This window comes from Citrobacter sp. RHBSTW-00524 (assembly GCF_013747755.1).
GTDB classification, from domain to species: domain Bacteria; phylum Pseudomonadota; class Gammaproteobacteria; order Enterobacterales; family Enterobacteriaceae; genus Citrobacter; species Citrobacter braakii.
In genome coordinates this window covers 4,983,421-5,009,561 of sequence record NZ_CP056421.1, presented here as the reverse complement: position 1 = coordinate 5,009,561, position 26,141 = coordinate 4,983,421, and the positions used below count along the sequence as shown (strand labels likewise).

The 26,141-nt window shown below is 53.1% G+C and carries 18 protein-coding genes; 10 read left to right on the top strand and 8 right to left on the bottom strand.

Annotation, left to right across the window (positions count from 1 at the left end; all coding sequences use genetic code 11):
* Nucleotides 1-99 precede the first annotated feature (99 nt).
* Nucleotides 100-987, top strand: coding sequence for a methylenetetrahydrofolate reductase (gene metF, locus HV229_RS23970; protein ID WP_016155273.1), 888 nt, complete (start codon nucleotides 100-102; stop codon nucleotides 985-987).
* A gap of 168 nt (nucleotides 988-1,155) precedes the next feature.
* Nucleotides 1,156-3,336 carry a catalase/peroxidase HPI gene (katG, locus tag HV229_RS23965; protein WP_016155274.1) on the top strand — a complete coding sequence of 727 codons (2,181 nt, stop codon included), beginning with the start codon at nucleotides 1,156-1,158 and terminating at the stop codon, nucleotides 3,334-3,336.
* A gap of 85 nt (nucleotides 3,337-3,421) precedes the next feature.
* Here the strand turns inward: katG and HV229_RS23960 are convergent, their stop codons facing one another.
* From HV229_RS23960 to ptsP, 3 genes are read right to left on the bottom strand one after another with little or no spacing between them, the layout of a single operon-like run.
* Nucleotides 3,422-4,525, bottom strand: a complete 1,104-nt coding sequence (locus HV229_RS23960; RefSeq protein ID WP_016155275.1) for a glycerol dehydrogenase — start codon at nucleotides 4,523-4,525, stop codon at nucleotides 3,422-3,424.
* Between the two features lie 12 nt (nucleotides 4,526-4,537).
* Entirely contained in the window at nucleotides 4,538-5,200 is a 663-nt protein-coding gene (gene fsa / locus HV229_RS23955; RefSeq protein WP_016157926.1) for a fructose-6-phosphate aldolase, read from the bottom strand.
* Nucleotides 5,201-5,215: 15 nt separating this feature from the next.
* Nucleotides 5,216-7,717, bottom strand: coding sequence for a phosphoenolpyruvate--protein phosphotransferase (gene ptsP / locus HV229_RS23950; protein WP_181547752.1), 2,502 nt, complete (start codon nucleotides 7,715-7,717; stop codon nucleotides 5,216-5,218).
* 307 nt (nucleotides 7,718-8,024) lie between these two features.
* Here ptsP and HV229_RS23945 point away from each other — a divergent pair, with 307 nt between their 5' ends.
* From HV229_RS23945 to HV229_RS23925, 5 genes are all read left to right on the top strand, one after another.
* The gene (locus HV229_RS23945; RefSeq protein ID WP_003825153.1) at nucleotides 8,025-9,104 is read left to right on the top strand and encodes a PTS fructose transporter subunit EIIC; all 1,080 of its coding nucleotides are present in this window, start codon (nucleotides 8,025-8,027) and stop codon (nucleotides 9,102-9,104) included.
* A gap of 14 nt (nucleotides 9,105-9,118) precedes the next feature.
* A complete protein-coding gene (locus HV229_RS23940) occupies nucleotides 9,119-9,439 on the top strand; it encodes a PTS fructose-like transporter subunit IIB (protein WP_016155279.1) in 321 nt (106 codons plus the stop codon).
* 101 nt (nucleotides 9,440-9,540) lie between these two features.
* Nucleotides 9,541-11,838 carry a formate C-acetyltransferase gene (locus HV229_RS23935; RefSeq protein ID WP_181546551.1) on the top strand — a complete coding sequence of 766 codons (2,298 nt, stop codon included), beginning with the start codon at nucleotides 9,541-9,543 and terminating at the stop codon, nucleotides 11,836-11,838.
* Nucleotides 11,804-12,682 (top strand): [formate-C-acetyltransferase]-activating enzyme, encoded by an 879-nt coding sequence (locus tag HV229_RS23930; RefSeq protein ID WP_046276410.1) that lies wholly within the window; start codon nucleotides 11,804-11,806, stop codon nucleotides 12,680-12,682. The genes HV229_RS23935 and HV229_RS23930 overlap by 35 nt, the downstream gene beginning before the upstream one ends.
* A gap of 1 nt (nucleotide 12,683) precedes the next feature.
* Nucleotides 12,684-13,040: a PTS fructose-like transporter subunit IIB gene (locus HV229_RS23925; RefSeq protein ID WP_016155282.1), complete on the top strand. Its 357-nt coding sequence runs from the start codon at nucleotides 12,684-12,686 to the stop codon at nucleotides 13,038-13,040.
* On the opposite strand, the gene HV229_RS23920 is transcribed toward HV229_RS23925, so the two are convergent.
* The 4 genes from HV229_RS23920 to argE all read right to left on the bottom strand — a co-directional run bounded on the left by HV229_RS23920 (nucleotide 13,027) and on the right by argE (nucleotide 20,063).
* Nucleotides 13,027-13,887 carry an AraC family transcriptional regulator gene (locus tag HV229_RS23920; protein WP_181547751.1) on the bottom strand — a complete coding sequence of 287 codons (861 nt, stop codon included), beginning with the start codon at nucleotides 13,885-13,887 and terminating at the stop codon, nucleotides 13,027-13,029. The two genes, HV229_RS23925 and HV229_RS23920, sit on opposite strands and share 14 nt — an antisense overlap.
* Before the next feature lie 86 nt (nucleotides 13,888-13,973).
* Nucleotides 13,974-15,707, bottom strand: coding sequence for a phosphoethanolamine transferase CptA (locus HV229_RS23915; RefSeq protein ID WP_181546549.1), 1,734 nt, complete (start codon nucleotides 15,705-15,707; stop codon nucleotides 13,974-13,976).
* 209 nt (nucleotides 15,708-15,916) lie between these two features.
* Nucleotides 15,917-18,568, bottom strand: coding sequence for a phosphoenolpyruvate carboxylase (ppc, locus tag HV229_RS23910; protein WP_016157932.1), 2,652 nt, complete (start codon nucleotides 18,566-18,568; stop codon nucleotides 15,917-15,919).
* 343 nt (nucleotides 18,569-18,911) lie between these two features.
* Complete coding sequence (argE, locus tag HV229_RS23905; RefSeq protein ID WP_016155286.1) at nucleotides 18,912-20,063, bottom strand: acetylornithine deacetylase; 1,152 nt, start codon at nucleotides 20,061-20,063, stop codon at nucleotides 18,912-18,914.
* 155 nt (nucleotides 20,064-20,218) lie between these two features.
* Between argE and argC the strand changes: the two genes are divergently transcribed.
* The 3 genes from argC (at nucleotide 20,219) to argH (ending at nucleotide 23,497) form a co-directional block, all read left to right on the top strand.
* Nucleotides 20,219-21,223 (top strand): N-acetyl-gamma-glutamyl-phosphate reductase, encoded by a 1,005-nt coding sequence (argC, locus tag HV229_RS23900; RefSeq protein WP_153689832.1) that lies wholly within the window; start codon nucleotides 20,219-20,221, stop codon nucleotides 21,221-21,223.
* A 10-nt stretch (nucleotides 21,224-21,233) separates the two neighbouring features.
* Complete coding sequence (gene argB, locus HV229_RS23895) at nucleotides 21,234-22,007, top strand: acetylglutamate kinase (RefSeq protein ID WP_016155288.1); 774 nt, start codon at nucleotides 21,234-21,236, stop codon at nucleotides 22,005-22,007.
* 116 nt (nucleotides 22,008-22,123) lie between these two features.
* Nucleotides 22,124-23,497 carry an argininosuccinate lyase gene (gene argH, locus HV229_RS23890; RefSeq protein WP_181546547.1) on the top strand — a complete coding sequence of 458 codons (1,374 nt, stop codon included), beginning with the start codon at nucleotides 22,124-22,126 and terminating at the stop codon, nucleotides 23,495-23,497.
* Between the two features lie 64 nt (nucleotides 23,498-23,561).
* Here the strand turns inward: argH and HV229_RS23885 are convergent, their stop codons facing one another.
* A complete protein-coding gene (locus HV229_RS23885) occupies nucleotides 23,562-25,733 on the bottom strand; it encodes a ricin-type beta-trefoil lectin domain protein (RefSeq protein ID WP_181546545.1) in 2,172 nt (723 codons plus the stop codon).
* Nucleotides 25,734-26,141: the final 408 nt, after the last annotated feature.

Sequence of the window (26,141 nt, the reverse complement as noted above, 5' to 3'; positions counted from 1 at the left end):
GACGCCAGCATGCTTTTCCGTCATTTTTACATCTAGACGTCTAAACGTATAGCAGTTCACAACACAACATATAACGACAAAAGATTGATGAGGTAAGGTATGAGCTTTTTTCACGCCAACCAGCGGGAAGCCCTGAATCAGAGCCTGGCAGAAGTGCAGGGTCAGATTAACGTTTCGTTTGAATTTTTCCCGCCGCGCACCAGTGAAATGGAGCAAACCCTGTGGAACTCCATCGATCGCCTGAGCAGCCTGAAGCCGAAGTTTGTTTCAGTTACTTACGGTGCAAACTCTGGTGAGCGCGACCGTACGCATAGCATTATTAAAGGCATTAAGGATCGCACAGGTCTTGAAGCGGTCCCGCACCTGACATGTATTGATGCGACCCGCGATGAGCTGCGTACCATTGCTCAGGACTACTGGCATAACGGTATTCGTCATATTGTTGCCCTGCGCGGCGACCTGCCGCCGGGAAGCGGTAAACCGGATATGTATGCTTCCGACCTGGTGACTCTGCTGAAAGACGTTGCGGACTTCGATATCTCCGTTGCGGCTTACCCGGAAGTGCACCCGGAAGCGAAAAGCGCTCAGGCCGATTTGCTGAACCTGAAGCGTAAGGTTGATGCCGGTGCAAACCGCGCGATCACCCAGTTTTTCTTCGATGTAGAAAGCTATCTGCGCTTTCGCGATCGCTGCGTGTCTGCGGGAATCGATGTGGAAATTATTCCGGGCATCCTGCCGGTATCTAACTTTAAGCAGGCGAAAAAATTTGCTGACATGACCAACGTCCGCATTCCTGCGTGGATGTCGACCATGTTTGATGGTCTTGATGATGACGCGGAAACCCGCAAGCTGGTGGGCGCAAATATCGCCATGGATATGGTGAAAATTCTCAGTCGCGAAGGGGTGAAGGATTTTCACTTCTATACCCTCAACCGTGCCGAGATGAGCTACGCTATTTGTCACACACTGGGTGTAAGACCTAACTAAACAGATGCCCCAGCCCTCTACGGAGGGCTTTTTGTTGATCATTTTGATCTACATCTCTGTAACTTAAAATATAAAAGGAATTAGCTATCGAATCTGTGGGTTATTTCGACTATATCTTATCTCTGGTGGTGTATATCGTAGTCAGAACACTGTAAAGGGAGCATATAGATGAGCATGTCCGACGATAGCCAAAACGCATCAACTGCCGGTAAGTGTCCTTTTCATCAAGGCGGTCACGATCAGAGCGCGGGAGCAGGAACGAATAACCGCGACTGGTGGCCAAATCAACTCCGCGTTGATCTTTTAAACCAACATTCCAACCGTTCGAACCCGCTGGGTGAGGACTTCGACTACCGCAAAGAGTTTAGTAAACTCGACTATTCTGCCCTGAAAGGGGATCTCAGAGCCCTTCTGTCCGAATCTCAACCGTGGTGGCCCGCTGACTGGGGAACCTATGCCGGATTGTTTATCCGCATGGCATGGCACGGCGCGGGAACCTATCGCTCTATCGATGGACGCGGTGGAGCGGGTCGCGGACAGCAGCGTTTTGCACCACTGAACTCCTGGCCGGACAACGTCAGCCTTGATAAAGCGCGTCGTCTGCTGTGGCCAATCAAGCAGAAATATGGTCAGAAAATTTCCTGGGCCGACCTGTTTATCCTCGCGGGTAACGTGGCGCTGGAAAACTCAGGTTTCCGTACCTTTGGCTTTGGTGCCGGTCGTGAAGATGTCTGGGAACCGGATCTCGACGTAAACTGGGGTGATGAAAAAGCCTGGCTGACTCACCGTCACCCGGAAGAGCTGGCAAAAGCGCCGCTGGGCGCCACCGAAATGGGCCTTATTTATGTGAACCCGGAAGGGCCGGACCATAGCGGCGAACCGCTTTCTGCGGCAGCGGCTATTCGCGCGACCTTCGGTAACATGGGGATGAACGACGAAGAAACCGTGGCGCTGATTGGCGGCGGTCATACGTTGGGCAAAACCCACGGCGCAGCAGCGGCATCGCACGTTGGCGCCGATCCAGAATCCGCACCGATTGAAGCGCAGGGCCTGGGTTGGGCCAGCAGCTACGGTAGTGGCGCGGGCGCGGATGCAATTACTTCTGGTCTGGAAGTGGTGTGGACGCAGACGCCTACCCAATGGAGCAACTATTTCTTCGAGAACCTGTTCAAATATGAGTGGGTGCAGACTCGCAGTCCGGCAGGCGCGATTCAGTTTGAAGCGGTTGACGCGCCAGAAATTATTCCCGATCCGTTTGATCCGTCGAAAAAACGCAAGCCGACGATGCTGGTTACCGACCTGACGCTGCGTTTCGATCCTGAGTTCGAGAAGATCTCTCGCCGTTTCCTGAACGATCCGCAAGCGTTCAACGAAGCGTTTGCCCGTGCGTGGTTTAAACTGACGCACCGCGATATGGGGCCAAAATCGCGTTACATTGGACCGGAAGTGCCAAAAGAAGATCTGATTTGGCAAGACCCGCTGCCGCATGCGTTCTTCAACCCAAGCGAAGAAGATATCCTGAAGCTGAAGGCGACCATCGCTGCTTCCGGACTGTCCGTGGGCGAACTGGTATCGGTAGCGTGGGCTTCGGCATCGACTTTCCGTGGCGGGGATAAACGTGGCGGCGCTAACGGTGCGCGTCTGGCGCTGGACCCACAACGCGGCTGGGATGTGAATGCCACTGCGGCACGCGTTCTGCCTGTGCTGGAAGGTATTTATAAGTCTGCTCATACTGCCTCGTTGGCCGATATTATCGTGCTGGCCGGTGTTGTCGGTATCGAGCAGGCGGCTAGCGCTGCGGGTGTCAGCATCAAGGTACCTTTTGCGCCGGGTCGTGTGGATGCGCGTCAGGATCAAACGGATATTGAGATGTTTGAACTGCTTGAGCCGATTGCCGATGGTTTCCGTAACTACCGCGCTCGTCCTGACGTGTCGACCACCGAGTCGCTGCTGATCGACAAAGCCCAGCAGTTGACGCTAACCGCACCGGAAATGACCGTGCTGGTGGGCGGTATGCGCGTACTGGGCACCAACTTTGATGGTAGCCAGCACGGCGTCTTTACCGATCGCCCTGGCGTACTCAGCACTGACTTCTTCGTCAATCTGCTGGATATGCGTCATGAGTGGAAGGCGGTTGATGAGTCACAAGAGCTGTTTGAAGGTCGTGACCGTTCGAGCGGCGAAGTAAAATACACCGCAACTCGCGCCGATCTGGTGTTTGGTTCTAACTCTGTACTGCGCGCAGTGGCTGAAGTTTATGCCTGCAGCGATGCTCACGAGAAGTTCGTGAGAGATTTCGTTGCCGCATGGGTGAAAGTGATGAACCTGGATCGTTTCGATCTGCTGTAACAGACCATGCCGGATGTCGCTTGTGCGGGTCCGGCATAGTATGAACAAAAAAATCCCCGCAATTGCGGGGATTTTTATTGGTCGGTTATTCCCACTCTTGCAGGTAACGTTGACCGTACTGGTCAGCCACCAGCAGGGCGGCATACACCTGGTCCGGCGTTGCGCCGCCAGGCATGTTGTGGATGGTTTCGCCTTCGGCACAGGCAGCTTCAGCCACAATGCGCATTTTCGCCGGAATATCCTGTTTGATGTCCAGTTGCGCCAGGGTAATCGGCAGGCCAACGGAATGACACAGCGCCGCAACGGTTTCAATTTCATCGACCGGCGCGTTTTCCAGGACCAGTTGCGTCAGCGTGCCGAAAGCTACTTTCTCGCCGTGGTAATAGTGATGCGCATCCGGGATTGCCGTCAGACCGTTATGGATGGCGTGCGCCGCCGCCAGACCGCCGCTTTCAAAACCGACGCCGCTCAGATAGGTGTTGGCTTCAATAACGCGCTCCAGCGCAGGCGTTACCACGTGCTGCTCGGCAGCCAGCATCGCTTTTTCACCTTCTTCTATCAGCGTATTAAAGCACAGCTCAGCCAGCGCCAGCGCCGCCTGAGTGCACTGACCGCCCGCCATGGTGGTTGCGCCGCTGCGTGAACAGGCGCGCGCTTCGAACCAGGTCGCCAACGCATCGCCGATGCCCGCGGCTAACAGACGCGCCGGTGCGCCCGCGACAATTTTGGTATCAACAATGACCCTGTCCGGGTTATTGGGCAGCAGCAAATAGCGATCGAATTCACCGGCATCGGTGTAAATAACGGACAGCGCGCTGCACGGTGCATCGGTAGAGGCGATGGTTGGCGCAATGGCGACAGGCACGCCCATAAAGTGCGCCAGCGCTTTGGCAGTATCCAGCGTTTTACCGCCGCCAATACCAAGTACTGCGCCACATTGCGCTTTTTCTGCCACGCCGCGCAGACGGTCGATTTCGTTTTGTGAACACTCGCCGCCAAACGGTGCAATCTCCAGCGCCAGTCCGGCATCCTGGAAGCTTTTTTCCAGTGCGCCCTGGGCAAAGCCTAAGACAAACTTGTCCCCAACGACCAGCCAGCGCTCTGCCAGTGGTTTGAGGTAGTTGCCAAGACGGGTAATAACATCGGCACCCTGGATGTACTTACCAGGTGATTGAATAATGCGATCCATACTTTATTTCCCTCACAGGTTGATGTGACCAAATGTATTGTTCCAGTCATGTTCAAACTTCTCTATTGCTGACTCTACCGCAGGGGTATTGAGCATTTGTTGCGCTACGTCTAATGGCAGGGTGATTGCTTCGCATCCTGCCAGTAAGCAATCCAGCGCCTGACGAGGGGTTTTAAAGCTGGCTGCCAGTACCATGCTGTTGGGCGCATGCAGTTCCAGTAACGTTTGCAGTTCTTGTACCGTGCGAATTCCGTCGCCGCCCTGCGCGTCAATACGGTTAACGTAAGGCGCGATATATTTCGCCCCCGCCAGCGCTGCCAGCAGCCCCTGAGAGGCACTATACACGGCGGTTCCCAGCGTGGTGATACCCTCTTTTTTCAGCATCTTGATTGCGGCCAGACCTTCGGATGTCACCGGGATTTTTACCACCAGACCGGGTACCGCGTTGCTTAGACGTTTGGCTTCCTCCACCATGCCTTGTGCGTTGCGGCTCATGGTTTGGGCAAACAGAATGCCCTCTTCGCCAATGGCGTTTTGCAGGCGCGGCAGCACATCCCAGATGGATTCTTTGTTTGCTGCCACAATGCTTGGGTTGGTGGTGACACCCGCGATTGGGAAGATGCGTGCCAGACGTTCGACTTCCGCGACGTTGGCGGTATCAAGGTAAAGTTCCATACAAAAACACCCTCTTTAAAGTTCAAGTTCATGTTGCAGCAGGCTGGCGATAGCGTCGGCAGAGGCGGCGTTAACCAGCGCGTTACGGAATTCTTCATGCATAATGCGCCGTGCCAGACGCGAGAAAATACGCATATGCTGGTCGCCCGCGGCGTGTTTGTTGAGCGTCAGCATAATAATGAACTGCGCATCATCATCACCCCAACGTACCGGCGCTTGCAGGCGCGCTACGCTGATAGTGGACTGCTCAATATGTTCTGATTTGCTGTGTGGAATGGCGAAGCTAAAACCTAATCCGGTAGAGAAGACCGCTTCGCGCGCCCACAGATCGGCTTCCAGTTTACGCGGATAGCGGCAACGACCTGCCAGCAGGAGGTTGTCGGTCATCCCTTTGATGACCTCCTCTTTACTACGCCAGTCGCTATCCAGCGTGATGCACTCGGCGGTAACCAGAGGGGTATCCTGTTGGGTCATGCGGAACTGGGCCAGCAGATGTTCGACCTCCAGCGACGTTCGACACGCCATTGCTTGATTCAGCAACTGACGGCAGGCGCGGCTGTCAAGTTGCGCCATCCGCGCTTTGGCGGCGGGAATGGAGGGAGCGCTCATGCTGATCTCGTCCAGACCCAGTCCCACAAGCAGCGGTAGCACTGAACCTTTAGCGCCAAGTTCGCCGCACAGGCCAATCCATTTCCCCTGCCGATGTACCGCCTGTACGGCGTAATCCAGTGCGCGCAAGAAGGCTGGATTCAGGCTGTTGTAATGGCGGGTAACTTTGGCGTTGTCGCGGTCGACCGCCAGCAGATATTGCGTCAGGTCATTACTGCCAATACTAAAGAAATCAATTTCTTCGCAGCATTGATCGATGATGAACATCACCGACGGAACCTCCAGCATGATACCGAGCGGGATCTTCTCATCAAACGGGATGTGTTCAGTACGCAGTTGCTGTTTGGCTTCGGCCAGCTTCTCTTTGACCCACAGGATCTCTTCCATAGAGGAGATCATTGGGATCATGATTTTCAGGCTACCGTGCGCTGATGCGCGCAGGATCGATCGCAGTTGTGTGGTAAACAAAGCGGCGTATTCTTCATAGATACGCACCGCGCGATAACCGAGGAACGGGTTGGCTTCGGCAGGAATATTCAGGTAATCAACGGGTTTATCACCACCGATATCCATGGTGCGCACAATGATGCTGCGTCCCTGCGCGGGCTCCAGCGCCTGGCAGAAAATGTTGTATAGCTCGTTCTCATCCGGGGCGCAGGTACGGTCCATATACAGCATTTCCGTGCGGAACAGGCCAACCGCTTCCGCACCGTTGCCAAAGGCTGCTTGCGCTTCCACGGAATGGGCGATGTTGGCGGCGACTTCCATGCGGATGCAATCACCCGTGCGCGCCTCCTGGGTCAGCCAGATACGTTGTTGTTCTCGAATGGCATCCTGGATACGGGCTTCCTGCTGGTAGTAACGTACGACGGATTCATCAGGGGCAACAATGACCGCTCCTGCGTTACCATCGATATAAACCGTTTGCTGCAGCCATGGCATTAAGGATTCAATATCCACGCCAACCAGCGTAGGAATGTTGAATGACCGGGCGAGAATCACCGTGTGTGAAGTGGTACCGCCGCTTTTTAACAGCAAGCCTTTCAGCAATGTTTTGTCCAGTTCGAGGAACTGGCTCGGTGTGAGCTCATCCGCCATACAGACCGTAGGCTGGGTGAGTTTTCCCGGCGCCGGGAAACGCTGCTCTCCATAAATTTGCTGCAGAAGCTGGAAGCAGACATCGCGCACATCCAGCGCGCGTTCCTGTAAATAACGGCTGCTGGAGCGGGCAAATTCATCACAAAAATGTCCGGCACTTTCGACAATCGCCTGGGCGCAGCTTAACCCGCGAGATACTCCAGCGAGCAGGTGCTGACGCAGTGAGAGGTCGCTTGCCAGCGAGCGGTGTGCTTCCAGAATCGCACTGGTTGCACCGTCGCTGTCGAGTAACCGAAACGCTATATTCTTCATCAGCAGCGTTAAGCCGTTATCCAGTGTCGCCTGCTCGGTTTCAATATCTTTAGCGGACGGGAGATTGTTAAGTGCGTTGAGATCCAGCGAAGAGAGCAGACTCAGAACGCCTTCCGCACTGCCGCTACAGACGGTGCGAGCGCGAAAAAGCTGTGGGTTTAGATTGGTGAGGGATGCAGGAAGTGGCTCCAGCTCGTTGCTTTTGGCTTCCGCTAGCGGTGCATCGCAGTGTGGAAATTCATTACGTAACCATTGGGTTAAATGCTGGTGGGCTGCCTGTTCATCTGCACCGGAAATCAGCAACTGGCAGCTATCACCTGCCAGAGTATCGGTGCCAATCAGCGCCAATGCGCTCTTGGCGTTACCCCTACGTTCGGTACGCAGGTTGTGCCACTCAATGTGCGAAGTAAAGGTGTTGCACTGCGTTTCTATGTGACTTGCCGGGCGCGCATGTACGCCATTGGGCAGCTCACAGGTAAATTCCACAATCAGGGCCATAGCCTCATCTCCCATAACGATTTCTCGCTACAGGATAAAAGGGCAACGCCTGAGCCTGCCATCTGACAAATCTGCCAAAAACTGGATAAATGTAATGTAACCATCAAAGTGAGATATCCCTCACAAGTCAGCATGTCCTCTATAAATTCCGAGAAACTACAAGTTATGAGGCGGATCGCATTTTTGCGCTGACATTACAAAAGTCCAGCAAATGGCCTTTTTATCCACTGTTTGCGCCGCATCGGATTGCCTATTGTTTTCCGCAACAAGTTTATGGATATGGGCTTTAGCAGCCTGGGAGCGACTTATGAAAGAGTTGGTACAAATCCTGAAAAATACCCGTCAGCACCTGATGACGGGTGTTTCGCATATGATCCCCTTCGTAGTCGCGGGTGGAATTTTGCTGGCGGTCTCCGTCATGTTGTATGGCAAGGGCGCGGTACCGGATGCGGCGACCGATCCTAATCTCAAGAAACTGTTTGATATTGGCGTCGCAGGGCTGACGTTGATGGTGCCATTCCTTGCCGCTTACATTGGTTATTCCATTGCTGAACGTTCTGCTCTCGCCCCTTGTGCGATTGGCGCATGGGTGGGAAACAGCTTCGGCGCAGGTTTTTTCGGCGCGCTAATTGCCGGGATTATTGGCGGTATCGTCGTCCATTATCTGAAGAAGATCCCCGTACATAAGGTGTTGCGATCGGTAATGCCTATCTTCGTTATTCCTATTGTCGGCACCTTTATCACCGCAGGCATCATGATGTGGGGCCTGGGAGAACCCGTTGGCGCGTTAACCACTAGCCTGACCGAGTGGCTGCAGGGTATGCAGCAGGGCAGCATCGTGCTGCTGGCGGTAATTATGGGACTGATGTTGGCCTTCGATATGGGTGGGCCGATTAACAAAGTTGCCTACGCCTTCATGCTGATTTGCGTAGCGCAGGGTGTTTATACCGTGGTGGCAATCGCCGCGGTAGGGATCTGCGTGCCGCCGCTGGGCTTAGGTTTGGCGACGCTGATTGGTCGTAAGAATTTCTCTTCTGAAGAACGTGAAGCCGGTAAAGCCGCGCTGGTGATGGGCTGCGTTGGCGTAACGGAAGGCGCAATTCCTTTTGCTGCCGCCGATCCGCTGCGCGTTATCCCATCCATTATGGTGGGTTCGGCCTGCGGCACGGTAACCGCCGCGCTGTTTGGTGCGCAGTGTTATGCCGGCTGGGGCGGGCTGATTGTTCTGCCGGTCGTTGAAGGAAAATTGGGTTATATCGCGGCGGTTGCCGTGGGGGCTGTAGTGACCGCTGTGTGCGTTAACGTACTGAAAAGTCTGGCGCGGAAAAAAGTGTCTCAGGTCGACCAGAAAGAAGACGACCTGGATTTAGATTTTGAAATGAATTAAGTGAGGAATGAGTCATGACCAAGATTATCGCAGTAACTGCATGTCCTTCTGGCGTTGCCCACACCTATATGGCCGCCGAAGCGCTGGAAAGCGCCGCTAAAGCCAAGGGGTGGGAAGTAAAGGTTGAGACTCAGGGGTCGATCGGTCTGGAAAACGAACTGACCGCGGCGGATGTGGCAGAAGCCGACATGGTGATTCTGACCAAAGACATTGGTATTAAGTTTGAAGAGCGTTTTGCGGGCAAAACTATCGTTCGTGTCAACATCAGCGATGCAGTGAAACGTGCCGACGCCATCATGAACAAGATTGGCGCACACCTTGCGCAAACCGCATAACGGTTTGTTTGCCGGAGGGGGGGCGACTTATCCGGCCTACTGATACGTAGGCCAGATAAGCACAGCGCCATCTGGCATCAGTTTTTCTACAGGAGTTCCTCATGACTAACCGTATCCAACGTTTAAAAAACGCTCTGTTTCAGAATAACCGCGAAATTTCGCTTGAGCGTGCGCTGCTATATACCGCCAGCCACCAGCAGACGGAGGGTGAGCCGGTTATTCTGCGGCGGGCGAAAGCCACCGCATATATTCTTGAGCACGTTGAAATATCGATTCGTGATGAGGAACTGATAGCCGGGAACCGTACCGTTAAACCGCGGGCGGGCATAATGTCGCCGGAAATGGATCCTTACTGGCTGCTCAACGAGCTGGAGCAGTTTCCAACCCGTCCGCAGGACCGTTTTGACATCAGCGAAGAGGATAAACATCTTTATCGCGATGTGCTGTATCCGTACTGGGAAAAGCGGTCGATGAAAGATTTCATCAACAGTCAGATGACCGATGAGGTAAAAGCCGCTGTCCGTACGCAGATTTTTAGCGTTAACCAGACGGATAAAGGTCAGGGGCATATCATTATTGATTATCCACGCCTGTTGAATCTCGGGCTTGGCGAACTGGTAGCGCAGATGCGGGCGCATTGTCTGCAGCAGCCGGATAACCACTTTTATCAGGCTGCGCTGCTGCTGCTTGAGGCTTCGCAAAGCCACATTCTGCGTTACGCCCTGCTGGCAGAACAAATGGCGGAAAACTGCCCGGATGCGCAGCGACGTCAGGAATTGCTGACGATTGCAGAAAACTCCCGCCATAACGCCCAGCATAAGCCACAAACCTTCTGGCAAGCATGTCAGCTGTTCTGGTACATGAACATTATTTTGCAATATGAGTCCAACGCCAGTTCGCTCTCACTCGGACGCTTCGACCAGTATATGCTGCCGTTTTATCAAACCTCGCTGACGCAGGGGGAAGATCCTGCACTCTTAAAAGAAATCCTCGAATCGCTATGGGTGAAATGCAATGACATTGTACTGCTGCGATCCACCAGCAGCGCGCGCTATTTCGCTGGCTTCCCAACGGGTTACACCGCACTGCTTGGGGGATTAACGGAGAATGGTCGTAGTGCGGTAAACGTACTGTCGTTTCTCTGTCTTGATGCTTATCAGAGCGTACAACTGCCGCAACCAAATCTCGGTGTGCGCACGAACGCGTTGATCGATACGCCGTTCCTGATGAAAACGGCACAGACCATTCGCCTCGGGACCGGCATCCCGCAAATCTTTAATGATGAAGTGGTGGTGCCCGCATTTCTTAACCGTGGCGTCTCGCTGGAAGATGCGCGAGATTACGCGGTAGTCGGCTGTGTCGAGCTGTCTATTCCAGGCAGAACATACGGTTTGCACGACATCGCCATGTTTAATCTGCTGAAAGTAATGGAAATCTGCCTGCATGAGAACGAAGGCAATCGCGCGCTGACGTACGAAGACCTGTTGAAGCATATTCGTGCCAAAATCAGCCACTACATTACGTTGATGGTCGAAGGCAGTAATATCTGCGATATCGGTCATCGCGACTGGGCGCCGGTGCCGCTGCTCTCCTCGTTTATTAGCGATTGCCTGGATAAAGGGTGTGATATTACCGACGGCGGCGCGCGTTATAACTTCTCAGGCGTACAGGGAATCGGCATTGCGAACCTGAGCGATTCGCTGCATGCGCTCAATGGACTGGTATTTGAACAACAGCGCTTAACTTTTGACGAACTTTTGTCGGTGCTAAAAGACAACTTTGCTACCCCGGAAGGCGAGAAAATTCGCGCCAGGCTGATTAACCGCTTCGAAAAATACGGCAACGATATTGATGATGTAGATAACATCAGCGCCGAACTGCTGCGTCATTACTGCAAAGAGGTAGAGAAATACCAGAATCCACGCGGCGGGCAATTTACGCCGGGTTCATATACTGTCTCTGCGCACGTGCCGCTGGGTTCGGTCGTCGGAGCGACACCGGATGGTCGCTTCGCCGGGGAACAGTTGGCGGACGGGGGGCTGTCGCCGATGCTGGGGCAGGATATGCAAGGGCCGACGGCGGTATTGAAATCGGTCAGCAAGCTGGATAACACGTTGCTTTCCAATGGGACTTTGCTGAACGTGAAGTTTACGCCAGCCACACTGGAAGGTGAGGCTGGTTTACGCAAGCTGGCGGATTTTCTGCGGGCATTTACCCAGCTCAAGCTCCAGCACATCCAGTTTAACGTGGTGAATGCCGACACATTGCGAGAAGCGCAGCTGCGCCCACAAGATTTCGCCGGGCTGGTGGTGCGCGTGGCGGGTTACAGCGCCTTCTTTGTCGAGCTGTCGAAGGAGATCCAGGATGACATCATTCGCCGCACCGCGCATCAGCTGTGAGGTTATTGACCCACGTGGCGAGGACGTCGCGCGTATATTTAATATTCAGCGTTACTCACTGAATGATGGACAAGGTATTCGTACGGTAGTCTTTTTTAAAGGTTGTCCGCATACCTGCCCGTGGTGCGCCAACCCTGAATCTCTCTCCCCACGTATTGAAACAGTACGGCGGGAGAGTAAATGCCTGCACTGTACACCCTGCCTACGTGATGCTGATGAGTGTCCCTCCGGTGCGTTTGAACGTATCGGTCGTGATATCTCGCTGGACGAGCTGGAACGTGAAGTGATGAAAGATGATATTTTCTTTCGCACCTCTGGCGGGGGGGTGACGCTTTCCGGTGGTGAAGTGCTGATGCAAGCGCCCTTTGCCGTACGATTCCTGCAACGTCTACGGCGCTGGGATGTTCGCTGCGCGATTGAAACGGCTGGCGATGCGCCAGCCAGTCGTTTGTTATCGCTGGCAAGAGAGTGCGATGAGGTGCTGTTTGACCTCAAAATTATGGATGTCCATCTGGCGCGTGAGACCATTAATATGAACCTGCCGCGCGTGCTGGCGAATTTACGACTAATGGTCGCTGAAGGGGTTAATGTCATTCCTCGCCTGCCGCTGATTCCGGGCTTTACGATGAATGTAGAGAACACGCAGCAGGCGTTGACGCTGTTGTCATCATTAGGCATAAAGCAGGTACACCTGCTACCGTTTCATCAATATGGCGAACCGAAATACAACCTGCTCGGATTACCCTGGTCGATGAAAGAAGTGCCCGTCCCGTCGGCGCAAGAGATAGGTTTTATACGTAAGATGGCAGAATGCGCCGGATTTCAGGTAACAGTAGGAGGATAGTATGGCCATCGCACCTGTACGATATCTGGTTGCTGTCACCGCGTGCGTAAGCGGCGTGGCCCATACTTATATGGCTGCTGAACGGCTGGAGAAACTCTGCCAGCAGGAGAAATGGAGCATCAAGATTGAAACTCAGGGCGCGTTGGGTACCGAAAATCGCCTGACGGAAGAGGATATTAACCGTGCTGATGCGGTGTTGCTCATTACCGATATTGAACTGGCAGGAGCAGAGCGATTTACGCAGAGCCGATACGTCCAGTCGGGCATTAGCGCATTTCTGCGTGAGCCGCAGCGGGTGATGAGCGCCGTGCGAAAGCTGCTTTCTGCACCACAGCACACACATCTTACTTTGGATTAGCTTTTATCTCCGTCAGCTGGCTGTGGTATTGCCGACGATATTCTGACGGCGAACGTTCGGTATTTTTGCGAAACAGGCGGCAGAAATAGTTGCTGTCAACAAACCCACAGGTGTGCGCCACTTCTTTGATCTTCAGCTCATAACCCTTCAGCAGCGTTTTCGCGTGTTCCAGTCGCGTGTGATTCAGGTATTCGTTAAACCCGATAGCGCCCGTTTTTTGAAACAGGTGGGAGAGGTAATTGGGTGAGATGTAAAACGCCTGCGCGACGGATTCTCGGGTGAGCGGCGAAGCGTAGCGTTCATCAATATAGTCGCGAATGGCTTCGAAAAGCGCCTGACTGCGTGATGCGGTCTGGATCTGGCTGCCCAGCAGATCGCGGCAGTGGCTCAGTAAGCTCGCAACGATTAGCCTGGCGGTTTGTTGCTCCTGCGGTTGCATCTGCATTTCATTGAGCGTTTGCAGCAGGAAAGAGCCAGTTCGTGGCCCACGCCGCGCGACGTGCTGGCGGGTAAGATTTTGATACTGCTTGCCGTCCCACTGGACGATGCTGAAACCCAGTTGCTGTTTGCCGAACAGAATGCTGAGCGTGGTGACCGGTGTGAGCCACTGCGGAAAGTTCCAGCTGCCAGCCGGAACGAATAGCACATCGCAAGGCAGTAACGTCGCGGATGCGCCAGCAACTCCGTTATCGGTGAACTCACCTTCCAGCACAATTTCCAGCCGGGGAAAATCGACCTGATACGCCAGCTCCGGCGTTGAGCTACTGGTGCTGGCAAAATAAACCTGACGCAGCGGCGTGGGGCCGTTAATCAGGCGGGAGATAAGATGGCTGACGTCGTGATACATGTTAATCCCTTGCAGGCAGCAGACAGGGGAAACAGTAACCGCCATCATAAAAAAAGGCCACTCTTTAAGAGTGGCCGATACGAGTATTACTGATTACCTATTTGATCGCCGTACGGCAGGCTATCGTAATCAATCAGGGCATTCTTTTTGTACGGATTGCCAATCCAGCGGGTCGTCTCTTTGAACTGCGGGCTGGTAATGGACCGGGTCGGATCGAAACCGTCGTAGGTGAATCCCGCTAAATCAGACCAGGTGTGGATAAGCTCTGAGCTGCTATATTTACGATTCACATCCTGTGAGAAGTCACGCGGGTGTGCAGCCTGCCATTTTTCAGAGGTCCACAGCAGGAACGGTACCGTATACATATGGCGCGTCGGGTTGTCTTCATTACGACCCTGCGTTTTATGCGGTGGCGTATCGTATACCTCCTCCCCGTGATCGGAGAAGTAGAGCAGGAAGCCGTTCGGATCTGTCGCTTTATAGTCTTTGATCAGACTGGCAATGATATGGTCATTGTAGACATTCGCGCTGTCGTAATCGTTGTATGCTTCCAGTTCATCATTATCCAGGCCGGGGGGAACATTGTCGACATTGTTATCGAATTTACCCTGACCATCCGGATAGCGGTATTTGTACTTAATATGCGTACCCAGCAGATGCACGATGATGAACTTTTTCGGTGCCGGGTCGGCCAGTACTTCTTTAAATGGCGCCAGCACGTTGCTGTCATATTCGCGCGCACTTTGCGTACGCTGCTGATTCATATAGAACTGCTTATCCGTCTGCTTAGAGAACACGGTCAGCATGGTGTTGCGAGCCGTCATCGTCTGCTGATTGGTGATCCAGAAGGTTTTATAACCTGCCTGTTTCATCATATTCATCAGAGACGGTTGAGTCAGGTACAGGTCCGGATTCTTCTCGTTGGCGAAGGTCAGCGCCTGTTGCAGGATTTCAATGGTGTACGGACGTGAGGTCACGACATTATTGAATACGGTGAAGTTAGGATCGGATTTATGCAATGCATCCAGTTCTGGCGTCGTTTCGCGCGGGTAACCATACAGGCTCATGCGACCACGCTGCGTTGACTCGCCAATGACCAGCACCAGCGTACGTGGGGCATCGCCGGAGTTATCTTTGAAGTTAGCCAGCGGCGGCAGGGCATTGTTCTCATTCAGCAGGCTATTGAGTGAGGTCAACTGCTGACGGTACTGATAATACCCGGAGATGAATTGCCACGGTGCGGCAGGCTCCATACGTGAGGCGAGACCATCCAACGTTTTTTCAAACGGCTTGTGTTTGATGAAAGTGTTAACGGCTATCGGATGCAGAATCAAACCGTACAACAACGCAAACGACACCAGATAGCGCCAGGGCGATGGAATATGAACAGGGCGCAGACGCGTCCACAGCAGAATAGCGATAGCTGTATAGGCCAGGGCGATAAGAACAATTTTTAGGCTGAAATACTGGCTGAGATATTCGCTGGCTTCGTTCGCATTGGTTTCAAACATCACGTACAGAACGCTTTGCGAGAACTCTTGTCCGTAGATGACGTAATAGCTCAGAGCAGCCAGCGAGGCTGCCCATAGCACCACGCCAATGACGGCAGCAATAATACGGATACGGTTTGGAAATAAAAATACCGGGATCAACCACAGCGAACTGAATAGCAAGGAGTCGCGTAAACCTGTAGAACCGCTGTAGCCGCTAAAATAGATAACGCCCTGCAGTAATGAGGAAAAAAACCAAAAATAGAGGAGCGCCCAACCCAGGGCTTTCCAGCTAAATTTAGGTTTAGACTGGAGTTGTAAGGATTGCATAATGTGAGCCTGTCTTTAATCGTAGCGCCAAGAGTAGCGACTTAATATTAAGAGGAACTTAAGCATCAAGATCTTAGGATCGTGTTTTGCTGTTGATATATTCACAATGTGAATATATTCAGGCGGGAATATATTGAAAAAGAAGCGGTTATGACAGCAGTTTTTGTTGTCGCCTTCGTACAATAGCACGAAGGCGACGAGGGGGGACGTTAGCCTGTATTACGCATGCCGGCTGCGACACCAGCGATTGTCACCATCAGCGCTTGTTCAACGCGCGGATCCGGTGCATTGCCTTGCTCTTCCGCCAGGCGTGAGCGGTGTAACAGCTCAGCCTGTAAGACATTCAGCGGGTCAGTATAAATATTTCTTAACTGAATGGACTCGGCAATCCACGGCAGGTCGGCCATCAAATGTGAGTCGTTGGCAATCGCCAGCACGACATCGATATCGGCTTCCAGGCGCTGACGCAGCTCTTCACCCAGCGGCCACAGCTCTTTTTTGACCAGGCGCTGATCGTAGTATTCTGCCAGCCACAGATCTGCTTTGGCGAAAACCATTTCCAGCATGCCAAGACGTGTGGAGAAGAATGGCCAGTCGCGGCACATTGCTTCGAGTTCGCTTTGCTTACCGTCTTCAACCACTTTTTGCAGTGCGGTGCCTGCACCCAGCCACGCCGGGAGCATCAGGCGGTTCTGCGTCCAGGCAAAAATCCACGGAATGGCGCGCAGAGACTCTACCCCGCCGGTTGGGCGACGTTTTGCCGGACGTGAGCCGAGCGGTAATTTACCCAGTTCCTGCTCTGGCGTTGCGGAGCGGAAGTAAGGGACGAAGTCTTTGTTTTCACGTACATATCCACGATAGAGCTCACAGGAAATATCGGAAAGCTCATCCATGATATGACGCCAGTTATCTTTCGGCTCTGGCGGCGGTAACAGGTTGGCTTCAAGAATTGCTGCGGTATACAGCGACAGGCTGCTGATGGTCACTTCCGGCAGGCCGTACTTAAAGCGGATCATCTCCCCTTGTTCTGTCACGCGCAGACCGCCTTTCAGGCTGCCGGGTGGTTGAGAGAGCAGCGCCGCATGCGCAGGCGCGCCACCGCGACCAATGGAGCCACCGCGACCATGGAACAGCGTCAGTTCGATACCGGCTTTTTCGCAGGTTTTGATCAACGCGTCCTGCGCCTGATATTGCGCCCAAGAGGCCGCCATCACGCCCGCATCTTTTGCGGAGTCAGAGTAGCCAATCATGACCATCTGTTTGCCCTGAATAAAGCCACGGTACCAGTCAATGTTCAGGAGCTGAGACATGACGTCATCGGCGTTGTTGAGGTCGTCCAGCGTTTCAAACAGCGGGGCAACCGGCATAGCAAAACCGATACCGGCTTCTTTCAGTAGCAGATGTACGGCCAGTACATCCGATGGCGTTTTCGCCATTGAGATAACATAGGCGGCAATGGAGCCATACGGGGCTTCGGCAATGACCCGGCAGGTGTCGAGCACTTCGCGGGTGTCGTTGCTCGGCTCCCAGTTACGTGGGAGCAGCGGACGCTTGGAGTTCAGCTCGCGGATCAGGAAAGCCTGTTTATCCGCTTCCGACCAGTTTTCGTAGTCGCCAATGCCCAGATAACGGGTCAGTTCGCCAAGGGCTTCAGTGTGACGGGTGCTTTCCTGACGAATATCAATACGTACCAGCGGTACGCCGAAACATTTCACGCGGCGTAGGGTGTCGAGCAGTTCGCCATTGGCGATAATGCCCATGCCACAGGCCTGCAGAGACTGATAGCACGCATATAGCGGGTCCCAGAGTTGTTCGTTTTGGGTGAGAAGTCCCGCAGGTTTCGGTAATTTCTCGCCTTTCAGACGGGCTTCCAGCCAGGCCTGGGTTGCCATCAGACGTGAACGCAGGGTTTTCATCAGATAACGGTAAGGTTCTGCTGCGCCTTCTTCGCCCACCAGCGCCAACAGTTCCGGTGTAGCATCCACCATCGACAGCTCAGAAATCAGAAACTGAATGTCTTTCAGGAACAGATCGGTCGCTTTCCAGCGGCTGAGTAGCAGCACGTGACGGGTGATATCCGCCGTTACGTTCGGGTTGCCATCGCGGTCGCCGCCCATCCAGGAGGTAAAGCGAACCGGGACAAAATCAACGGGCAGCTTATAGCCCAGATGCTCTTCCAGTTGTTCGTTCAGCTCGCGCAGATAATTTGGTACGCCTTCCCACAGGCTATTTTCAACCACCGCGAAGCCCCATTTGGCTTCATCAACCGGGCTTGGGCGCAGCTTGCGGATTTCATCCGTATGCCAGGACTGGGCAATCAACTGGCGCAGACGGCGCATCAACTGATGGCGCTCGTAATCGACGAGGTCTTTGTTATCAAGTTGCTTGAGACAGGCGTTCACTTCACCCATTTTATGGATCAGCGTACGGCGGGTGATCTCGGTCGGGTGGGCAGTGAGAACCAGCTCCAGGGAGAGAGATTCGACGGCTTTTTTGATGGTGGCTTCATCGAGGTTGGGCTGCTCTTTCAGTTTACGCAGAGTGCGAGCAATCACTTCCGGGTTGCTGGCTGCTTCGCCTTTTGGCGAAATGCTGTGGTACTGCTCGGCGGTGTTGGCCAGGTTCAGAAACTGGCTAAACGCGCGGGCAACCGGCAGCAGCTCGTCGTTAGACAGGTTTTGCAGCGTAGTGAGCAGCTCCTGGCGATTGACTTCATTGCCGGCGCGGGATGATTTGGACAACTTACGGATTGTTTCTACGCGGTCAAGAATGTTCTCTCCCAGCGCATCCTTGATGGTCTCCCCCAGCACTTTGCCGAGCATACTGACATTACTACGCAACGCGGAATATTGTTCGTTCATATTAACCCAGACACCCCATCTTTAATTTATGCGCCCTGTATCTTTCGCGCGACATCGGCGTTGGCTGCGCTTGCCCATCTGGTCACTTACTTATGTAAGCTCCTTGTATGAGCTCGCTTGCCGCCTTGCTGTGACACGAAATCTCTCGGACTTTGTATGTTAGCCGTCTTTTATAAAGCCACGTAAAAGTCGTGACGTCAATTGCTGCGAAATCGGTTCAGCAAACGAAAAAATGACGGGAATTTACGTTGTTTAATTCACATCGAATCAAATAAGCTTTGCTTATGGAAATGTTAATAAATTACCTCGCTTACCACTAAAGGGTTAGCGAGGCGATAAGCGGTTAATGCCAGCAGAAATGATGCACAACCTGGGTGATCAATTCGCGGGTTGGCTTAATAAAACGAGTTTCCAGATACTCATCCGGCTGATGCGCCTGATTAATGGAGCCAGGCCCTAACACCAGCGTCGGGCAAAGCGTCTGGATAAACGGCGCTTCGGTACAGTAGTTCACCACCTCAGTCTGTGCGCCCAGCAGTTTCTCAACCACTTGTACCAGTTGATGATCCGGTGGGCACTCATAGCCTGGAATTGGCGGATGCAGCTCCGACACCGTCAGGCGACCCGGCCAGCGCTCGCTGACCGGGGCCAGCGCGTCGTTAAGTAAGCCATTGAGATCGTTAAGCGTCATGCCGGGCAGTGGGCGAATATCCATATGCAGCTCGCAGCAGGCGCAGATTCGGTTAGCGGCGTCACCGCCGTGGATGTGACCCAAATTTAACGTCGGATACGGGACGGTAAAAGCATCATGGTGATAGCGCTCTTTCAGATCATCGCGCAGATTCATGATATGGCCGATGGCATCATGCATCAGTTCAATGGCATTCACGCCACGAGCCGGATCGCTCGAGTGACCCGATTGTCCCAAAATGCGAATCGCATTAGAGATATGACCTTTGTGCGCGCGGACCGGTTGTAGAGAAGTGGGTTCGCCAATGATCGCGCAGTCCGGGCGTAAAGCGGTGGTTTCAGAGAAATAACGCGCTCCCGCCATGCTGGTCTCTTCATCGGCAGTGGCCAGAATGTACAGGGGCTTTTTCAGTTGAGTGACGTCGACGTCACGCAGCGCGTCGAGGATAAAGGCGAAGAAGCCTTTCATATCCGCCGTACCCAGACCGTAGAGCTTATTGTCATGCTCGGTCAGGGTGAACGGATCGCGCGTCCAGCGTCCGTCGTCAAAGGGGACGGTATCGGTATGGCCCGCCAACAACAGACCACCGGCTCCCTGTCCAATGCTTGCCAGCATATTGAATTTATTGCGCGTGTCGGGAACCGGCTGGACCTCCACATTAAAGCCCAAATCTTTGAACCAGCCCGCCAGTAGAGTGATTAAACCTGCATTACTTTGGTCGAGCGCTTCTTCGGTGGCGCTAATCGATGGCATGGCAATCAGAGCGCGGTATATCTCGATAAATGGCGGTAAATTGTTTTTCATTGTTGACACACCTCGGGTCATGATAGTATCAATATTCATGCAGTATTTGTGAATAAAAATACATTAACGTTGAGCGTAATAAAACCCACCAAGTGTAAGGTGAGGTGATAAAGGCTTATATCTGGCAACAGAATCTAAGAAGGTGAGCAGCCCCGATGTTGAATACGCTGATTGTGGGCGCCAGTGGCTATGCCGGCGCAGAGCTTGTGACCTATGTAAATCGCCATCCTGATATGACCATAACCGCTTTGACCGTCTCAGCGCAAAGCAATGATGCAGGAAAATTAATCTCCGATTTGCATCCGCAGTTGAAAGGCATTGTCGATTTACCGTTACAGCCAATGTCAGATATCAGCGAGTTTAGCGCAGGGGTGGACGTTGTGTTCCTCGCAACGGCACATGAGGTGAGCCATGACCTGGCCCCGCAGTTTTTGCAGGCCGGATGCGTGGTGTTTGACCTCTCGGGCGCGTTTCGCGTAAACGACGGCGCGTTCTATGAAAAATATTACGGCTTTACCCATCAGCATCCCGACCTGCTGGAGCAGGCGGTTTATGGACTGGCGGAGTGGAGCGCAGACCAACTGAAAGACGCGAATCTGATTGCCGTGCCGGGTTGCTACCCGACGGCGGCACAGCTGTCGCTGAAACCACTGATTGATGCCGGGCTGCTGGATCTCAGCCAGTGGCCGGTAATTAACGCCACCAGCGGCGTGAGCGGCGCGGGACGTAAGGCGGCTATTTCCAACAGCTTTTGTGAGGTGAGCCTGCAGCCGTATGGCGTGTTTACCCATCGCCATCAGCCGGAAATCGCTACTCACCTTGGTGCGGAGGTGATCTTCACCCCGCATCTGGGCAACTTCCCGCGCGGAATTCTGGAAACCATCACCTGCCGTTTGCAAGCGGACGTAACCCATGCGCAAGTGGCTCAAACGTTGCAACAGGCGTATGGCGATAAGCCACTGGTGCGTCTGTATGACAAAGGCGTTCCGGCTCTGAAGAACGTGGTTGGCTTACCGTTCTGTGATATCGGGTTTGCCGTACAGGGTGAGCACCTGATCGTGGTGGCAACTGAAGACAACTTATTGAAAGGCGCGGCGGCACAGGCGATGCAGTGCGCAAATATTCGTTTTGGCTTTGCTGAAACGCAGTCTCTTATTTAAGGGTGTAACGATGAATCCATTAATTATCAAGCTGGGCGGCGTTTTACTGGATAGCGAAGAGGCGCTGGAGCGTCTGTTTACCGCACTGGTGAATTATCGTGAGTCACATCAGCGACCGCTGGTCATTGTGCACGGTGGCGGCTGCGTGGTTGACGATCTGATGAAGCAGCTGAACCTGCCGGTGAAAAAGAAAAATGGTCTGCGCGTCACGCCAGCCGATCAAATTGACATTATTACCGGCGCCCTGGCGGGAACAGCGAATAAAACCTTACTGGCCTGGGCGAAAAAGCATCACATCGCATCCGTGGGTCTGTATCTTGGTGATGGCGATAGCGTAAAAGTGACGCCGCTCGATAAAGCGCTGGGTCATGTTGGACTGGCGCAGCCGGGTTCGCCTAAGCTGATTAACACACTGCTGGAAGGCGGTTTTCTGCCGGTAGTTAGCTCCATTGGCGTTACTGAAGACGGACTGCTGATGAACGTTAATGCCGATCAGGCGGCAACGGCGCTGGCGGCAACGCTGGGTGCGGATCTGATCCTGCTCTCTGACGTAAGCGGTATTCTGGATGGTAAAGGCCAGCGTATTGCCGAAATGACCGCCGCGAAAGCGGAACAACTGATTGAACAAGGTATTATTACTGACGGCATGATCGTGAAGGTCAATGCGGCGCTGGATGCCGCGCGCACGCTGGGTCGTCCTGTGGATATTGCCTCCTGGCGTCATGCCGAGCAACTTCCGGCGCTGTTTAACGGCATGCCAATTGGCACGCGGATTTTAGCGTAAACTATTTTGTACCCGATGGCGGTTATGCCTTATCGGGCCTACGTGAACCGAACCTGTACGCCGGATAAGCTAATCGCCATCCGGCGTTGAAATTCAAGATATTAAGGAAGCAAGTTATGGCACTTTGGGGTGGGCGTTTTACACAGGCAGCAGATCAGCGGTTCAAACAGTTCAACGACTCGTTGCGTTTTGACTACCGCCTGGCAGAACAGGATATTGTCGGCTCTGTGGCCTGGTCTAAAGCGCTGGTAACGGTCGGCGTACTGACTGCCGATGAACAGCTGCAATTGGAAGATGCGCTGAACACTCTGCTGGAAGAGGTTCGCGTTAATCCGCAGCAGATCCTGCAAAGCGATGCCGAAGATATTCATAGCTGGGTGGAAGGTAAGCTGATTGATAAAGTCGGCCAGCTTGGTAAAAAACTGCATACCGGACGTAGCCGTAATGACCAGGTCGCGACCGATCTTAAACTGTGGTGTAAAGACACGGTTATTGAATTACTGTCGGCCAACCGTCAGCTGCAAAGTGCGCTGGTGGTGACGGCAGAGAATAACCAGGACGCCGTCATGCCGGGTTACACCCACCTGCAACGTGCGCAGCCGGTGACGTTTGCTCATTGGTGTCTGGCCTATGTCGAAATGTTGGCGCGTGACGAGAGCCGTCTGCAGGATTCGCTCAAGCGCCTGGACGTCAGTCCACTGGGCTGCGGCGCGCTGGCGGGTACGGCGTATGAAATCGATCGCGAGCAGCTGGCCGGTTGGCTGGGCTTTGCCTCGGCGACGCGTAACAGTCTGGACAGTGTTTCTGACCGTGACCACGTGTTGGAGTTACTCTCCAACGCTTCTATCGGCATGGTGCACCTGTCGCGTTTTGCTGAAGACCTGATTTTCTTTAATACCGGCGAAGCGGGCTTTGTCGAGCTGTCCGATCGTGTAACTTCGGGTTCATCTCTGATGCCGCAGAAGAAAAACCCGGATGCGCTGGAGCTGATCCGTGGCAAATGCGGTCGCGTGCAGGGTGCGCTGACCGGCATGATGATGACCTTAAAAGGTCTCCCGTTGGCATACAATAAAGATATGCAGGAAGACAAAGAAGGGCTGTTCGATGCGCTCGACACCTGGCTGGACTGTCTGCATATGGCTGCGCTGGTGCTGGATGGCATTCAGGTGAAACGTCCGCGTTGTCAGGAAGCAGCGCAGCAGGGTTATGCTAACGCCACCGAGTTGGCGGATTATCTGGTAGCAAAAGGCGTCCCGTTCCGCGAAGCACACCATATTGTGGGTGAGACGGTGGTCGAGGCGATTCGTCAGGGCAAACCGCTGGAAGCGCTGTCGCTTGCTGACTTACAAAAGTTCAGCCAGGTGATTGGCGATGACGTTTATCCGATCCTCTCGTTGCAATCGTGCCTGGATAAACGTGCGGCGAAAGGCGGCGTGTCGCCACAGCAGGTGGCGCAGGCGATCGACTACGCGAAGGCGCGTCTGATTTAACGTCGGTAATAAAAGAGGCCATCCCGAAGGATGGCCTTGTTATGTTTCTATCCTGGATAGCAGTTTACGGACGATAAATCTCAAATTCCTGGGCGACGTTATTGTCGGTGCAGGTACTTAAGGTGACATAACCGTCGTTACCCACCGTCATACAACGTTGCGTGCCTTCCTTCTGTGAGACGAACTTGTTGTTTTGCCAGGTCCATGTCTGATTTTTGTTGGTATCAGTCGGGGTATGGCAGGTGTAAGAAATAATATTTCTGCCTTCAACATTATAACCGTTTTGAATATCCAGGCAGCTCTGGCTATTGCCAATTACCAGACGTTCACGGGCATCAAATTTAAAGGTCTGGTTGTTGGAGCCGGAGCAAGCATAGGTGAACAAACGATCGCCATTCCGGATTTGACCGTTTTTGACATCCAGGCAGAGGTTGTTTTTCCGTGATTTATAAACACCGGTGACGACCTCTTTTTCATCTGCGTGAGTAAACGGCGCAAATACCTGGCTGTATGCGTACATCGGTGCCTGCTGTGCGGTCATACCGCTGTGCTCCGGGCTGACCTGCTTCGCCACGCCCGGCTGATCGCGTGCCATTGACCACGCGCCAATCATGCCGAGGTTGCGTTTTTTCGCGTCGTCCATCACCAGTTTCGCATCGGACAGATAGAACACTTCGCCCTGTACATCGTTGTAACCGATCATCGGGGTGGTGCCCATCATGGCGTTGATCTCTTTGTCAGATTTCTCTGGCCAGATTTTTTTCAACTGGGTGAACATGTTGTCGATGGCGGACGTGGCGCATTTACCGTGGATGTTCTGCCCTTCGGTACCGTCTGACTGGCAGATGGCATTACCGTAGTCCATGGTCATTACGTTAATACCAGCCAGCTCAACGCCGACATGGCGCGCATTTTCCAGCACATACAGACCTTCAGCCGTCAGACCGGTCGGCAGAATTGGCAGGGTGTACCAGATCCCGACTTTGCGACCTTCCTCTTTCCACTGAGCCTGAACCTCTTTTACTGCCTGGTTGCGGCGATCGATGGAATCCTGATCGGCCACCCATGTGCCTTCGATGTCAAAATCCAGCACGTTCAGGTTCAGGTTATCAACAATGTCGTAGTAGAGTTTTTGCAGATCTTTCACATTCTTACAGGCAGCCGCCAGCGGGGAGTTATTCGCTCCGCCAATGGAAACCATCACATCGCCACCGGCTTCACGCAGCGCTTTTATTTTGCTGTACTGTGAGTAATCCTGCAGATTATAGGCCGTACCCCAGGTTGGGATGCACTGCTCGCCGCTTTTCGCGACGACAAACGCCATGGTAAAGTGGGTAATGTTTTGCTCTTTCGCCAGTTTCGCCAGATCCGGAATGCTGTTCAGGCTAAAGTCGACGTATGGCGCATAAACGTGGGCAGGCCATGGATTCTTCGGCGTCCCTACGCGCTCTTTGGTGCCAGTCCAGTTGGTATAAATCGCCCATGGGTTTTTATCATACGGCATAACGCCTTTGACTTTCGTCTGAGCGACATAAGGTATCCCTTTGTGCACCGCCAGTTTGCCAGGTTCGTAAAGCGCAATGGAGTTGATCTGTGGGGCATTATTAAATTGTTCCTGGGTGAATTCGACCGTTGGACCTAATGGTTTCCACGGACGGCCATTGGTGCCGGTCGGGTTCTGGTTACCTGCAATAGAAGGGTTATCGCCAACGGTATAGTACAGTGCTTCATAAGACTGTCCGTCAACTTTGACCTCATCCCCTTTGTTGTAAACCTGGCTGGAACGCCAGTCGGGTACTGGCGTATAGAGTTTCCACGGGTTGTCGGCACCTGGGGTAAAGGAATAAGCCGGAATGGGCCTGGACGCTTCATATGTCACATCCTTATAAGCGACAATATCATCTTTGGCATAATCTTTTTCTGCGCTGAATGCGTCGTGGGCAACAGGCGTGGCGCTCCCGGATTCACAAGTGGTTGGGTTGCCATATTGATCGATTTCCGCTTTTGTGGCATCGCGCACATAACTCCACGGATTATCCCAGTTTTCAGCTGACGCGCCCTGTGGGCAATTATCGGCATTTACATACCAGCGGTTACTATAAACTTTACTGTCAAAAATAACTTCAATGGTGTTTCCACCTGCCTGACCGCTCCAGGCTTCCAGAGCGAATGCGTTTGCGGCGCACGACATCAGGCCTGCCGCGAGAAAATATCGCGAAATAGTATTGAGTTTCATAAAAGATTCCATTCGATAAATATTAGAAAAATATGGGTGAATATACTCTAAATAATTAGAGTGGCGAAGAAACGAGTGTTCTTGCGATTTGCCATATATTGAATATCGCGCGGTTATTATTTATGAACCTGATAGGGCGTCAAATATATAAATGATACAAAATGTTTTTGAATATTTTAATTTAATATGGTTTTAATTTAAATAATCTGATGGGAATATGTAATTTATATTTTGTATATATTTTTTTGAATGTATTCGCGCCGGGCGCAAAAAAAATGCGGACTCAAGGTCCGCAAAAGTTCACGTTGGCTTTAGTTATTTCGAGTATGAGAGAAACTCTCAAAACGGACAGTAGCTTCAAGGGTTAAAGGGGTACCGTTCCGTTTCTGTGGTGCATTATTAAACAGA